The 14,796-nt window shown below is 59.7% G+C and carries 10 protein-coding genes; all 10 read left to right on the top strand.

Translation table 11 applies throughout. The features are described 5' to 3' along the window. The first annotated feature begins 7 nt into the window (after window positions 1-7). The 10 genes from J3P90_RS18370 (at window position 8) to J3P90_RS18325 (ending at window position 14,773) form a co-directional block, all read left to right on the top strand. A complete protein-coding gene (locus J3P90_RS18370) occupies window positions 8-1,573 on the top strand; it encodes a flagellar hook-associated protein 3 (protein ID WP_434675180.1) in 1,566 nt (521 codons plus the stop codon). A 94-nt stretch (window positions 1,574-1,667) separates the two neighbouring features. After that, window positions 1,668-5,237, top strand: coding sequence for a glycosyltransferase (locus tag J3P90_RS18365; protein ID WP_434675179.1), 3,570 nt, complete (start codon window positions 1,668-1,670; stop codon window positions 5,235-5,237). Between the two features lie 265 nt (window positions 5,238-5,502). After that, window positions 5,503-6,276, top strand: a complete 774-nt coding sequence (gene rfbF, locus J3P90_RS18360) for a glucose-1-phosphate cytidylyltransferase (RefSeq protein WP_420767398.1) — start codon at window positions 5,503-5,505, stop codon at window positions 6,274-6,276. After that, window positions 6,258-7,340 (top strand): CDP-glucose 4,6-dehydratase, encoded by a 1,083-nt coding sequence (gene rfbG, locus J3P90_RS18355; protein WP_434610249.1) that lies wholly within the window; start codon window positions 6,258-6,260, stop codon window positions 7,338-7,340. The genes rfbF and rfbG overlap by 19 nt, the downstream gene beginning before the upstream one ends. Then, window positions 7,337-7,897 (top strand): dTDP-4-dehydrorhamnose 3,5-epimerase, encoded by a 561-nt coding sequence (rfbC, locus tag J3P90_RS18350; protein ID WP_434562972.1) that lies wholly within the window; start codon window positions 7,337-7,339, stop codon window positions 7,895-7,897. Before rfbG ends, rfbC begins: the two co-directional genes overlap by 4 nt. Then, window positions 7,894-9,120, top strand: a complete 1,227-nt coding sequence (locus tag J3P90_RS18345) for a methyltransferase domain-containing protein (protein ID WP_434675178.1) — start codon at window positions 7,894-7,896, stop codon at window positions 9,118-9,120. The genes rfbC and J3P90_RS18345 overlap by 4 nt, the downstream gene beginning before the upstream one ends. After that, window positions 9,117-9,974, top strand: coding sequence for an NAD-dependent epimerase/dehydratase family protein (locus tag J3P90_RS18340; RefSeq protein WP_434675177.1), 858 nt, complete (start codon window positions 9,117-9,119; stop codon window positions 9,972-9,974). Before J3P90_RS18345 ends, J3P90_RS18340 begins: the two co-directional genes overlap by 4 nt. Continuing rightward, window positions 9,964-11,034 (top strand): class I SAM-dependent methyltransferase, encoded by a 1,071-nt coding sequence (locus tag J3P90_RS18335; RefSeq protein WP_434610254.1) that lies wholly within the window; start codon window positions 9,964-9,966, stop codon window positions 11,032-11,034. The genes J3P90_RS18340 and J3P90_RS18335 overlap by 11 nt, the downstream gene beginning before the upstream one ends. A 16-nt stretch (window positions 11,035-11,050) precedes the next feature. Beyond that, a complete protein-coding gene (locus J3P90_RS18330) occupies window positions 11,051-11,788 on the top strand; it encodes a cephalosporin hydroxylase family protein (RefSeq protein WP_434675176.1) in 738 nt (245 codons plus the stop codon). A gap of 51 nt (window positions 11,789-11,839) precedes the next feature. Then, window positions 11,840-14,773, top strand: a complete 2,934-nt coding sequence (locus J3P90_RS18325) for a TIGR00180 family glycosyltransferase (protein ID WP_434675175.1) — start codon at window positions 11,840-11,842, stop codon at window positions 14,771-14,773. The last annotated feature ends 23 nt before the right edge of the window (window positions 14,774-14,796 follow it).

Below are 14,796 nucleotides of genomic sequence, written 5' to 3'. Positions count from 1 at the left end.
GTAGCCCATGCGCATTTCTACTTCTCAGTTTTACGAAAGCACGGCTGCGAACTACCAGAAGAACTTCGCCAACGTGGTCAAGACCAGCGAAGAGGCCAGCAGCCTGGTGCGCGTGAACACCGCCGCCGATGATCCGGTGGGCGCTTCGCGTCTGCTGCAATTGGGTACCCAGGCTTCGATGCTGGCCCAGTACGAAACCAACGCCAACACCATCAAGGCCACCCTGGGTACCACCGAAGCGGTGATGACCAGCATCGGCAACGTGCTGCAGCGCGCCAAGGAACTGGCTGTCGGTGCCGGTAACGCCGGTTACACCGACGCTGACCGTCAGGCCAACGCTTCGGAGCTGGCGCAGATCGAAGAACAGTTGCTGAGCCTGATGAACAGCAAGGACGAAAACGGAAAGTACATCTTCTCCGGTTCCAAGGGTGACACCGTCCCGTTCTCCCGCAACACCGATGGTAGCTACAGCTACAACGGCGACCAGGTGACGCTCGACCTGCCGGTCGGTGACACCATGTCGATGGCCACCAACAGCACCGGCTGGGAAGTGTTCCAGCAAGCCGTCAACACCAGCCGCAGCCAGGTCACTCGGACCGCGCCGCCGGTGGATGACGGGCGCGTGGTCTTGTCCGACGGCCAGGTTTCCTCCAGCGTTAGCTATAACAGCAAGTTCCGCAGCGGCGAGCCGTACACCGTGGAGTTCACCAGCGGCACGCAACTGAGAATCACCGACTCGCTCGGCAATGACGTGACCGCCGAAGCGAGCCAGGGCGGCGCGTTCGACCCTAACAGCAAGAGCGGGCAGGCGGTCCAGTTCCGTGGTGTGGAGCTGACCCTGAACATCAATCTGCAAACGGGCGATGTCCCTGGCACGGTGTTGCCAGGCCATACCTTCACCCTGGCTGCCAAGCCGGACACCTTTGTTCCGATGCGCAGTCCTGGCAACCCGACCGCGGTGCAAGTCACCGGCAGCGAAATCACCGATCCGGTGGCCTACCACGCTAGTTTCCCTACGGGGGCGGCCGTGTTGAAGTTCACCAGCGCCACCGATTTCGACCTTTACGCAGCGCCGCTGACCGCTAACAGCCAACCCGTGTCCAGCGGCACCCTGGCCGGTAACGTAGCCACCGCTTCGGGCGTGAGCTTCACCCTGGACGGCACGCCAGCCGCAGATGATCAGTTCAGCATCGCGGTCAACACCCACGAAACCCAGAACATCCTGGACACCGTGAATCAGCTGAAAACCGCGTTGAACACACCGACCAACAACGATCCGATAGCGTTGCAGAAACTGCAGGCTTCGCTCGCGTCCGGCATCGGCAACCTGGCAAGCGGCACCGATCAATTGTCCAGCGCCCTGAGTTCCGTGGGTGGTCGTGGTGCCGCTCTGGACACCCAGAGCGACACCAACCAGAGCTTGATGCTGGCCAATAAACAGACCCAATCGTCGATCCGTGACTCCGATTCGGCCGAGGTATTAACCCGCCTGACATTGCAACAGACCATGCTGCAAGCCTCGCAACTGGCGTTCAGCAAGATCGCCCAGTTGGGTCTGTTCAACAAGATCTGAGCCGGTATCGACCGAGCCGCCAACCGTCTTTTTTTAAGCGGTTCCGGGGCTCCGGCCTGAAAAGGCCGGGGCCCGCCGCTCGAGAGTTTAAACCGTGAAGTCACTTCCCCTCGTCAGCATCGTCATTCCTGCCTACAACCCGCGGTTCTTTGACCAGGCACTGCTCAGTGCGTTGGCCCAGACCTACGAAAACGTTGAAATCATCGTTTGCGACGATTCGCCTGACGATGAGATTCGCAACATAGTCGCGTCATTCAAACAGCCGGCCCATCCGGTCCGCTATCTGAAAAATCCTCAACGGCTAGGACTGCCGGGCAATCTGTTGCGTTGTGTCGATGAGGCGCAGGGCGAGTTCATCAAGGTCTTGTGCGATGACGATCGTCTATTCGCACCGAGCATTGCGATGCAGGCCCAGGCGTTGATGGATCATGCTGACGTGAGCGTGGTGTTCGCGCTGCGGCTGTTGTGCGACGCAGGCAACTTCATCTTGCCGCCCCGGGTGGATAACTGCCGCTTCTCGCCAAATGACGCCTTGCTCAAAGGCGACGACATGCTGGCAATTTTCGAGAGCACGCCAACCAACTTCATCGGCAATTTCAGTTCCACCCTGATGCGCCGCGCCGATGTGCTGGAATTGTTGCCTGCGTTGATCCAGGACGGTGCCGGTTTTGTCGCGGTGCTCGACTTCGCCTTGTTTGTTTGCCTGATGCGGCGCGGCAATCTGATTGCCTTGAATACCGTGTTGAGTATCGAGCGCCTCTACCCGGAGCGTTTGAGCAAGACCCCGGAAATGCTCAAGGCAGCAAAGACAGAGTGGGAATGGCTGGCGCAGATGCTTGTCGCGCGCAGCGGTGAAGCGGCGCCGGCTTCTGGTTGGGTGCGCTGCATTGATCTGGACAAGATCACCGATGAACCTCACGCCTGGCAGGAGCTCTGCGTAACCCGCGTATTGGGCAACCGCAATACCGTCGTGAATGGTCGAGTCGGGGCGCAAAGCGATAGTTATGCCGACTTCTATCGGGAATGGCTGGCCGTCCGCCGGTTCAGTGAGGTAGAACGACGCGTCATGCCCGCGCGCATCGATAGTTGGCCGTTTCGGCCGAACATCGTGCATTTGGTCATCGACGCGCTCGGCGATGCGGGGTCGCTTGAGGCGACGCTACGCAGCATCAAGGGCCAGCTGTATTCAGCCCAGGCCGTAGTGGTGCTTTCCGATGCTCCTTGCGAAGCGGATGAACGGGTTCTGCAGTTGCCTTACCAGGCGGATTGGCCGAGTCAGCTTAATGCCATCGTTCCACAGCTGGAAGGCGCCCATTGGTTCTACGTGCTGCGCGCGGGCGACGTGCTGCGCGATTCAGCGTTGTTGATCCTGGCCGAGCGCGTTGCCGGGAGGCCGGGCATCCTTTGCGTCTACAGCGATGAAGGCGCTTTGGTGGACGGCGAGTCCTTCGAGCCAGTGTTCAAGCCGGATTTCAACCTGGACCTGATGCGCGCCTATCCCTATGTCGGTCGGACCTTGGCTTTCGAGCGTGAACGATTCATGGCCCTCGGTGGTTTTGAACCGGATCACGGTGAACTGGCGCCCCACGATCTGCTCTGGCGCCTGGTGGAAGAGGCTGGCCCTCAGACCATCGAACACATCGCGGAAATCCAGGTTGAGTCGGTCCTGAGCTTCGCCCAATGGTTGTCGCTGCCCGAGGTGATCGAGGGCAACGCCCGGTTGGTTGGCGCGCATCTGGAGCGTATCGGCATCGATCATGAGATTTCCCCGGACACCTTGCCGTTGATCAACCGCATCAGCTACCGACACGGCGAGCGCCCGCTGGTATCGATCATCATGCGTACCGGTGACTCGCTCGCCGCCTTGCAGCGTTGCGCCGAGAGCCTGATCGAACGTACGGCCTACACCCATTATGAAATTCTGATTGTTGACAGCGGCGTCCGGGACCCGGCAATGCTCGACTGGCTGGATAACATGTCGCAGTTGGGTGCGAGCATGTTGCGCGTATTGCGATACGCCGGTGATGACAGCGATGCAGCGGTGCGCAATTTTGCTGCAGGTCAGGCCCGGGGCGACTATTTGCTGTTGCTCAGTCCGCAAACGGTCATTTGTGAAAATGACTGGTTGGACGAGATGGTCAATCATGCCCAGCGTCCTGAGGTAGCGGTGGTGGGTGCGAGAATACTCAGTCCTCAAGGCACGGTTGTCGGCGGCGGGCAAGTTCTTGGGTTGGCTGGGCCGGTGGGCACGCCGTTCTACGGTGAATCCGCGGCTTCGCGCGGCTACATGCAGCGTTTGCATACGACGCAGAACTGGAGTTCGGTAAGCAGCGATTGCTTGATGGTGCGCAAGCAGGTATTCGATGAACTCGGCTGCCTGGATGCGTCCTTAACCTTCGGCCTCAGCGATGTCGATCTGTGCCTGCGCGCAGGAAAAATTGGCTACCTGGTTGTCTGGACGCCCTACGCCACGGTCATGAAAGTCGACCTGCCGTCGACCGCTGTCCAGCCTGAAGAAACCACGTTGGTGGAGCGCGAGCGCGAAATCTTCTATCGCAAATGGCTGCCGCAGATCGCCCAGGATCCAGGCTACAACCCTGCGCTGAGCCTCGGGGCGTCCAGCTTCAGCCTGGAACCTTCGCTGCGCAACAATTGGAACCCGTTCTGCCGCCGCGCCCTGCCATTGATACTTGGCTTGCCGGTCAACGCCACCGCGGTTGGGCATTATCGCGTCACGGCCCCGTTGGCCGAATTGGAGGCCGCCGGCCGGGTAATCGCTCGGGTCGCCTACGAGTCGCCTCCTACCGTCGAGATTGAGCGCCTGTCGCCGGATACGATCGTATTGCAGGGGCGCTACAGCGAAGGGGCCGCCGGCGATATTCTCAGAATGAAAAAATACTCCGGTGCCTTGCGGATTTTCGAACTCGACGATTACGTCATCCAGGCACCCAAGAAAAACACGCATGCGCGCAACAAGCCGGCCAATATCGAACAGATGCTGCGCGAAGGAATCGGGCTGTGTGATCGTGTGGTGGTGACGACACCTTCGCTCGCTGATGCCTTGTCCAGCATGCACAATGAAATTCGTATCGTGCCTAACATGTTGCCACCTGAGCCGTGGGCAAAGCTGACCAGCCGGCGCGGCACGTCCTCCAAGCCTCGGGTAGGTTGGGGGGGAGGAACCAGCCACAGCGGTGATCTGGAAATCATTGCGGACGTGGTTCGCGAGTTGGCAAACGAAGTGGAATGGGTGTTCTTCGGTATGTGCCCGGATGCACTGCGTCCGTATATTCATGAGTTCCACAGCTCGGTCGGCTTGAACACCTACCCATTCAAGCTGGCCAGCCTGAATCTCGACTTGGCACTGGCTCCCCTGGAGTTCCACATTTTCAACGACTGCAAGAGCAACCTGCGCTTGCTGGAATACGGTGCCTGTGGCTACCCGGTCATCTGCACCGACACCAAGGCCTACGACGGTTTTCTGCCCTGCACCAAAGTGCGCAGCAACAGCACTGAGGAGTGGGTTGAAGCGATCCGCATGCACCTGGCCGATCCGGACGCGAGTTACCGCATGGGTGACGAACTGCGCGAAGCGGTGCTGCGGGACTACATGCTCAACGGCAAGAACCTGCAGCATTGGTTGTGGGGGTGGTTGCCGGATTGAACGTTGCCTGTGCAGCGTTGACACTCGTGGAGAGGGAGCTGGCTCCCTCGCCATAAAGGCCGCATACGGTCGTCTTTTCGCCTTCCTTCCCCTGAAACCGCCTCAACAGAGCTGGCGCGTTTCCTGCAAGCCCCCCCTCATATCGCCATAAAACGAGCGCTCGCGGCCTTTCGCAGCGCCCAAATCGGCATTGAAGGTGTAATCCCCGCGTCCGCAAAGCGAAACAACGCTTGGTCGAGCCCGGTGATGAACAAGAGGGGAGACGATGAAGGCAGTTATCTTGGCAGGTGGTCTCGGCACGCGGATCAGCGAGGAGTCGCACCTCAAGCCCAAGCCGATGATCGAGATCGGTGGCAAGCCAATTCTTTGGCACATCATGAAGCAGTATTCCGCCCATGGAATCCACGACTTCGTGATCTGCCTGGGCTACAAGGGCTATGCCATCAAGGATTTCTTCGCCAACTACTTCTTGCACACCTCTGACGTTACCTTCGACATGTGCAACAACCGCATGGACGTTCACCAGAACTACAGTGAACCGTGGCGTGTGACCTTGATCGACACTGGCGATGACACCATGACCGGTGGGCGACTGCGTCGGGCGGCGCGTTACCTGGAGAATGAAGAGGCGTTCTGCTTCACCTATGGCGACGGTGTGTCGGATCTCAATATTGGCGCGCTGGTGGATTTTCATTTGTCCCACGGCAAGCTTGCCACGGTGACAGCCGTCCAGCCGCCTGGACGTTACGGTGCGCTGGAGCGCAACGGCGATTCTGTCCTCGGGTTTACCGAAAAACCGCGAGGCGATGGCGGTTGGATCAATGGCGGATTCTTCGTGCTTTCGCCCAAGGTGTTGCCTTATATCGCTGACGATCAGACCTCATGGGAGGCCGAACCGCTGGCGACGCTGGCAGCGCAGGAGCAACTCAACGCTTTCCAGCACGACGGTTTCTGGCATCCGATGGACACCTTGCGGGACAAGAACCACCTCGAAGCCCTGTGGCAAAGCGGCGAGGCCCCATGGAAGCAATGGTCTTGAACCCTGAGTTCTGGCGTGGCAAGCGCGTACTGGTCACAGGCCATACCGGCTTCAAGGGCAGTTGGCTGACGCTGTGGCTGCAAAGCCTCGGGGCCAAGGTCAGTGGTTTTTCCCTCGACCCCGCCACCCAGCCGAACCTGTTCGAGTTGGCCCGAGTGAGCGAGGGCATCGATGACCGGCGCGGTGACTTGCGCGACCTCGGCGCCTTGCTGGAACTGCTGGCCGACGTGCAGCCGGAGATCGTCCTGCACCTCGCCGCTCAGCCGCTGGTGCGCGAAGGTTACCGGGACCCATTGGGCACGTATTCCAGCAACGTCATGGGCACTCTCAACCTGCTGGAAGCGGTTCGCCAGGTGGGTGGCGTCAAGGCATGTGTACTGGTTACCACCGACAAGGTCTACGCCAATCAGGAATGGTTATGGCCCTACCGCGAAAACGAGCCTTTGGGCGGTCACGATCCTTATAGCAGCAGCAAGGCCTGCTGCGAATTGCTGGCGCAGTCTTATGCCGCCTCATTCTTTTCGGCTGAGCGCTATGCCGAGCATGGCCTTGCTCTGGCCACGGCGCGGGCCGGCAATGTGCTGGGCGGCGGTGATTTCGCTCCCGAGCGCCTGATTCCCGACGTGCTTAAAGCCTGGTCGGCAGACGAGCCGGTGACGCTGCGTTATCCACAGGCCGTTCGTCCGTGGCAGCACGCCCTGGAACCGTTGGCCGGATACCTATTATTGGCTGAGTGCCTTTATCAGCAGGGACCAGAGTTCGCCGGTGCCTGGAACTTCGGCCCGGGTGAAACCGACATGTGCAGCGTCGGCGAGGTCGTCCAGCTGTTGGCCGAGCGCTGGCCGCAAGCGCCCGGCCTGCGCATCGAGCCGAGCGACTTACATGAGGCCGGCCTGTTGCGCCTGGACAGCAGTCGCGCCCGGCAGCTGCTTGGCTGGCAGCCGCGCTGGTCGTTGCAACAATGCCTGGCCCAGACCCTGGATTGGCACTTGGCATGGCAGGACGGCGATGATATGCGTCAAGTCAGCCTCGGCCAACTGAACCTGTATCGAGGGGCGTTGTGAGCGAGTTTTCCTTGATGGCGTTGCCGCTGGCTGGTCTGTTCAGCGTTCAGCACAAACGCTTCGAAGACCAGCGCGGGCATTTCGCCCGGCTGTTCTGCGAAGGTAGCCTGAGCGCATTTGGCCAGCCATTTCATATCCGCCAGATCAACCATTCCTGCACTCGTGAGCGCGGTAGCGTGCGTGGGTTGCATTATCAGAACGCGGCGCAGCCGGAAGCCAAGTTGATCACCTGCCTGCGTGGCGAAGTCTGGGATGTAGCCGTGGATCTGCGTCCCGATTCCGAGACGTTTTTGCATTGGCATGCCGAGCACTTGAAGGCTGGCGATGGCCGCAGCCTGTTGATCCCGGCCGGGTTTGCCCATGGGTTCCAGACCCTGACCGAAGACGCCGAGCTGCTTTACTTGCACAGTGCCGACTACGCTCCCGAGCACGAGGGCGGCCTGTCGGTGAATGATCCGCGGCTGGCGATTGCTTGGCCGCTGCCTGTCAATAATCTGTCGAGCCGGGACAGCAACCATCCCTTGCTCGACGAGCGTTTCGCTGGAGTGCGTCTATGAACTGTCGAGGTTGCGGAACTGCCCTGGCTTTGCCTTTGATCGATCTTGGTACTTCGCCGCCATCCAACGCCTATGTGCGGGCCGACCAACTGGATCAGGCCGAGCAGTGGATGCCGCTCAAGGTCGCGGTGTGCCAGCAATGCTGGTTGGTGCAGACCGAGGACTACACCCGCGCGGACACATTGTTCGACGCTGAGTACGCCTATTTCAGTTCGTTCTCCAGCACCTGGCTGGCCCACGCCGAGCGCTACGTTGCCGAGATGGTGGAGCGCTTCGAATTGAGTGCAGACAGTCGCGTGGTGGAAATTGCCGCCAATGATGGCTACCTGTTGCAGTACGTGGCCAAGCGCGGTATTCCCTGCCTGGGCGTCGAGCCGACGCGCAGCACCGCCGAGGCGGCTCGTGCCAAAGGCCTGGTGATCCGCGAGTTGTTCTTTGGTCGCGAAACGGCCACGCAACTGATCGGCGAAGGCTGGGCAGCGGATTTGATGGCGGCCAACAACGTGTTGGCCCACGTGCCGGACATCAACGATTTCCTCGCCGGCTTCGCCACACTGCTCAAGCCAACCGGCGTCGCCACGTTCGAGTTTCCGCAACTGCTGACATTGATGGCCGGGCAGCAATTCGACACGCTGTACCACGAGCATTTTTCCTACTTGTCGCTGACCTCCGTGCAAACCCTGTGCGAGCGCAACGGGCTGGAAGTATTCGATGTTGGCCGGTTGTCGACCCATGGCGGTTCGTTGCGAGTCTTCGTCCAGCGTGCCGACGGAGTGCGGCGTTCGATCCAGTCCTCGGTGCAGCAACAATTGCAGGCCGAACAGGAGGCTGGCGTGAAGACCGCCGCGTACTACGCCACCCTGGCGCCGGCTGCCGAAGCGATCAAGCATGGCTTGCTGCGTTTCCTTTTGCAGGCCAAGGCCGACGGCAAGCGTGTGGTGGGCTACGGCGCAGCGGCCAAGGGCAATACATTGCTGAATTATGCGGGGGTCAGGCCCGACCTGCTGGCATGGGTAGCCGATGCCAATCCACACAAACAAGGTAAATACTTGCCGGGCAGTCGCATTCCCATAGTGGCGCCTGAGCGTATTGCCGCCGAGAAGCCTGATTACATTCTCGTCCTGCCTTGGAACCTGCTGAGCGAAGTCAGCCAGCAGTTGGAAGAGGTGCGTGGGTGGGGTGGCCGATTTGTAGTCGCCGTACCTGAGTTGACGCTCCTATGAAGGTGTTGGTGACGGGGGCAACCGGATTTGTGGGTCGACATCTCGTCGAAGCTCTGCTCGCGCGTGGTTGCCAGGTTCGGGCCGTTGCGCGTCGGGTCGAGCCGGCCGAGGCGCTGCCCTGGTTCGACAGTGTTGAATTCGTCGCGGCCGATGTCCATTCCAATGAGCTGGACGTCGCTGCATTGGTCAAGGGTGTCGATGCCTTGGCGCACCTGGCGTGGCCGGGATTGCCGAATTACCAGGCCCTCCTTCATTTCGAACATAACCTGATGGCCGATTATCAGTTCATCAAACAGGTAGTCGTGGCGGGGGTGGGACAGGTGCTGGTCACGGGTACCTGTTTTGAATATGGCCTGCAGAGCGGGCCGCTTGACGAGAAGACTGCGCCACAACCGTCCAACCCTTACGGCTTGGCAAAAAATACCTTGCGCCTGTTTCTTGAACACCTGCAACGCGAGCATTCGTTTACGTTGCAGTGGGTACGCTTGTTCTATTTGCACGGCATCGGTCAGAACCCCAACAGCCTGCTCGCGGCGCTGGACCGGGCCATCGATGCCCAAGCGCCGGTATTCGATATGTCGGGTGGCGAGCAGTTGCGCGATTACCTGGCCATCGAAACAGCGAGTGCTTATATGGCGGGTCTGCTGTCGCGGCGCGAATTCAATGGTGTCGTCAATTGCTCAAGTGGCGAACCGGTGTCGGTTCGCGCACTGGTAGAAGCACGCCTGCGCGAGCGTGGCGCGGCCATTCGCCTGAACTTGGGCCATTATCCCTATCCGACCCACGAACCCATGGCGTTCTGGGGCGTGGCCGAACGTTTGCAAACCTTGTTGGGAGCCGAACATGACGCGTGAGCTGTACCGGGCCGCCGGCCTTCCGGTTCTGCAGAACCGTACCTTCGCCGATGAGCAGTCGGCCAGAGCCTCGGCGAGTGCCGACATGGTGTTGGTTCAGGACGACGTGAGCGGGTTGGTTTTCAACCAAGCGTTCGATGCGGACAAGCTCAGCTATGACAGCGACTACCAGAATGAACAGGCCCACTCCGGTCAGTTCCAGAGGCATCTCGCTGACGTGGAAGGCATCATCGCCAGGCATTTCAGCGGTCAGGACTTGATCGAGGTCGGTTGCGGCAAAGGCTATTTCCTGGAACTGCTCAAGGAACGTGGTTATGCGATCACGGGTATCGACCCTGCCTATGAGGGCGACAACGCCGACGTGATCAAGGCGCCGTTCACTCGCGATCTGGGCCTGTCGGCCGACGCGGTCGTGCTACGTCACGTGCTGGAGCATATTCAGGATCCGGTGGCTTTCCTTGCAGAAATCTCAGCGGCCAACCAGGGCGGACAGATTTACATTGAAGTGCCGTGCCTGGACTGGATCCTGGAGCATCGTGCCTGGTTCGACCTGTTCTATGAGCACGTGAACTATTTCCGCCTCGATGACCTGCGCCGGATGTTTGGCACGGTGCATGAGGCCGGGCACCTGTTCGGCGGTCAGTACCTGTACATCGTTGCCGATCTGGCCACGTTGCGCCTGGAGCCGGAGCAACCCGTTCCAGCCTTGCAAATGCCAGACGAATTCACCGCCAGCCTCAGTCGCGCCGTGCAGATCGTTCAGGCCGCGCCGCAACAAGGCTCGGCGATCTGGGGGGCATCCTCCAAAGGGGTGATCTACTCGCTATTCCTGCAACGAGCCGGTGTAGCGGTGGACTGCGTGGTGGATATCAACCCGGCCAAGCAGGGGCGATATCTGCCGCTGTCGGGCGCCCGGGTGTCTTCGCCGCAAGAAGCCATGAATGCATTGCCCGAAGGCGCCAACCTGTTCGTAATGAATTCCAATTACCTCGAAGAGATCAAGCGGATGACCGGTGGGCGCTACGTCTACCACGCCGTTGACAGCGCTTCGTTCCAATAACCGCGAGATTCGAAAAATGACTGACAACACTATCCATACAGCTTTCGAAGCCCAATGCCAGACCGAAATCGCCGGGCAAGGCCAAGATCAGAAACTCGTCGGCTTGGCCAAGGAGTTTTTCAACGAGTCGGCCCGCCACAAGTACAGCTACCATTTTTCATGGATGGGCCGGCCAATCATCCAACTGCCGCAGGACATGATGGCCATGCAGGAACTGATCTGGCAGATCAAGCCTGACCTGATCATCGAATGCGGTATCGCCCACGGCGGTTCGATCATCTATTACGCTTCGTTGCTGGAGTTGCAAGGCCACGGCGAAGTATTGGGCATCGACCTGGATATCCGCCCGCACAACCGTGAAGCCATCGAGAGCCATCCGATGAGCAAGCGCATCTCGATGATCGAGGGTTCGAGCATCGATCCGGCCATTGCCGAGCAGGTCCATGCAGCGGCCAAAGGCAAGAAAGTTATTCTGGTACTCGACTCCAACCACACCCATGACCATGTCCTCGAAGAACTGCGCCTGTACGCGCCGCTGGTTTCGGTGGGCAGCTACTGCGTGGTGATGGACACGGTGGTGGAAGACATGCCGGCGGACTTCTTCCCGGATCGCCCATGGGGCCCGGGCGACAACCCGAAAACCGCTGTGTGGAAATACCTCGAAGAAAACGACCGCTTCGAAATCGACCAGCAACTGCAGAACAAGCTGCTGATCACCGTTGCGCCGGATGGTTATCTGCGTCGGGTTCGTTAATCCATCCGTTTCAAGTCATTGGCGTCTGGCAGGTTGTGGGGACTAGGAAATATGCAGGTTCGAAATATGCTTCAAAACAACGTGGCACCGCTGAGCGAGCGGTTCACCGTGGTAGTCATCTCCCACAACCGCAGCGCATTTCTGCGCCGCACATTGCATTACTACAGCAGCTATCCGTGTTCGGTACTGGTATTGGACTCGTCGGTGGAGCGCGATGATCGGATCGCCGAGGATTTTCCGTCGGTCGATTACCGCCACTTGCCCCAGTTCACCTACAAAGGGCTTCAGGAAAAATTGACCTACGGTGTCAACCAGGTCAAAACGCCTTATATGGTGTTCGCCGCCGACGACGATTTCCTGCTGCATGATGCCTTGACCGAATCGGTTGAGTTTCTCGAAGCCAACCCCGACTACGGCCTTTGCCACGGCTACGGCATCATGTATTTGTCCTGCGCAACAGAAGTCTGCTACTTCCGTCGTGACCGCAAGGTGCATGAGGACTACGACAGCGAACTGGCCGAGGACCGTGTGATCCGTTTCATGGATCAATTCCTGCCGCCGTTCTACGCCGTGACCCGCACTGACTTGCTGCAACAGTGGTACGGCATGTTGCCGCCTGGCACCAGTTTCGAGTGGCAGGAGATCGGCCATACCTTTTACTTGCTGGCTTGTGCCAAGGCGCGGATCCTGCCGATTCCGTTCGCCGTGCGCGAACTCAACTACGGCGGTTCCGAACACAACACCAACGTCCTGACGGTGTTGAGTTACAAAGACGCCAAAAGCGTCGCCGAGCGTGAGCAGTTCGCCGAGTTCCTGGCATCGGTGCCGACCCAGCTCAGCGAGCAGGCTCCGGAACGCATCAAGCAGATTGCCCTGGACAGTTTTGCGGCCATGGCCGACTGCCTGCAGCAAGGGCGTTCGCTCAAGGGCACGCAGATTATCCGCTCGGCCTGGTTGGAGGCCGGTGGTGAGCCGGTTCGTTCGTTTGGCCCACAGCAATTTGTTGAAATGCCTTTCTACAATCAACGGGTCTTCGATCTTCTGACTCACTTTGAATTCCTGCTGCATGCCATGCCAGCCGGCCGCCTTCAGCTTCAACAATTGGAAGGCATTCTGCTGCGTCAGCATGAGCTGATGCGTGTGCAACCAAACGATAACGAGCGCACCCTACGCAGCCGTCTGTGGGAAGCCCAAGGCCTGTACGCGTTCAACCGCACCGTGATCAAGCGCCTGGCCGAGTCGTTGAAAAGCAGCGATGAGCCTGATGAGGCAGTGAAACTGCAGGCCTGGGCCGAGCGCCTGGACTCGGTGCCGGGTCAGCAAGAGCGCCGGTTACTGGAAAACATGCACTCCGGCCGTTTGTTAAATTGGCTTGAGGCGCGTAATCCAGATGCGCAGCAGCTCAAGTCCATCGCGGCGCACCTGGCCGAGCATCAAGGCGGCCCGCGGTTCGGCATCTTGTTGCTGGACCTGGACGCTGACATGTTCAAGCTGCAGGCTACCTTCGACAGCCTGGTCAACGGTCATAGCAAGGCGTTCAACGTGGTGGTCTTCACCACCGGCGACCTGCCGGCGACCACCACCGTGCGCGACACCGTGCACTTCGTCAAAGTCAGCACTGGCAATTATGTCGAGCGCATCAACCAGATCATCGGGCAGTCCTCCGCCGACTGGATGGTACTGGCCGAGGCTGGCGACCAGTTCACCGAAAGCGGTCTGCTGCGCGCCAGTCTTGAACTGATCGGCGCTGATGGCGTGCGTGCCGTGGCCATGGACGAAATCCAGCGTAAGGCCGACGGCAGCCTGGTCGATGTGTTCCGTCCTGGCGTCAATCTTGACTTCCTGCAATCGGTGCCTTCGCTGATGGCGCGGCATTGGCTGATTCGTCGTGACGTGCTGGTACAGGCACGCGGTTTTACGCCTGAATACACCCAGGCGTTGGAGTTGGACGTGTTGTTGCGTCTGATCGAAGAGGCGGGGCTTGCCGGCCTGGCGCATCTGTCCGAGCCGTTGCTGATCTGCAATGCCCCGGCGCAAGAGGAAAATGCCCAGGAGCGTCAAGTACTGACGCGCCACTTGGCGGCCCGGGGTTATCGTGCCCAGGTCACCTCGGCGCAACCGCTGACCTATCAAATCGACTACCAGCATGCCGAGCGGCCGTTGGTATCGATCATTCTCGAAAGCCGGGACAACTTCGAACAGATTCAACAGGCGCTGGTCAGCGTGCTGCAGCGTACCCGTTATCATCGCCATGAAATCCTGATCGCAGATAATCATAGCCAGTCCGAAGCAATGGCCCAGTGGCTCGACAGCCTGGAAGGCAAAGGCGATCGGATCCGTATCCTGCGCAGCGATCGGCGCTTGAGTGCGTCGGCTCTGTACAACTGGGCGAGCGCCCAGGCGAAGGGTGAATACCTGGTGCTGTTGTCGGCCGAGGTGCAAGTGATCAACGCCAACTGGCTCGACAGCTTGCTCAACCAGGCCCAGCGACCGGAAGTGGGGATCGTCGGCAGCAAACAGATGGATATTCGCGGCATCACCACCCAGGCTGGCCTGGTGCTCAAGCCCGATGGCCAGGTGGCCTCGGTGTTCGTTGGTGAACGCAAGGACGCCAAGGGTTATCTCAATGGCCATCAGGCGGAACAGAACTACTCTGCGGTGTCCGGCGTTTGCCTGATGATCCGTAAGGATTTGTTCGAAGCCGTAGGCGGCCTGGACGAAGAACATTTCGCCGAGGCCTTTGCCGACGTCGACCTTTGTCTGAAAGTAGCTGACGCAGGCTATCTCACGGTCTGGACACCCCAGGCGCAGATGCTGCACGCCGGTACGGTTTCCGCGGCACCCGAGGCGGTGATTGCCTTGCGCGACAAGTGGCAGGCACGCTTCCAACATGACGCGGCCCGTAATCCGAACCTGGCCTTGACCGACACCGGTTTTGCGTTGGGCACCGCCACGGCTGTCGACTGGGCCCGGTTGCTCGCATAAGCCTGCCAGGCAAAAGGAATCAG

The sequence above is a fragment of the Pseudomonas sp. D3-10 genome, assembly GCF_051132175.1.
Taxonomy (GTDB): domain Bacteria; phylum Pseudomonadota; class Gammaproteobacteria; order Pseudomonadales; family Pseudomonadaceae; genus Aquipseudomonas.
Note: the sequence above shows the minus strand (reverse complement) of the source record. Positions and strands in the feature narration are given on the sequence as shown.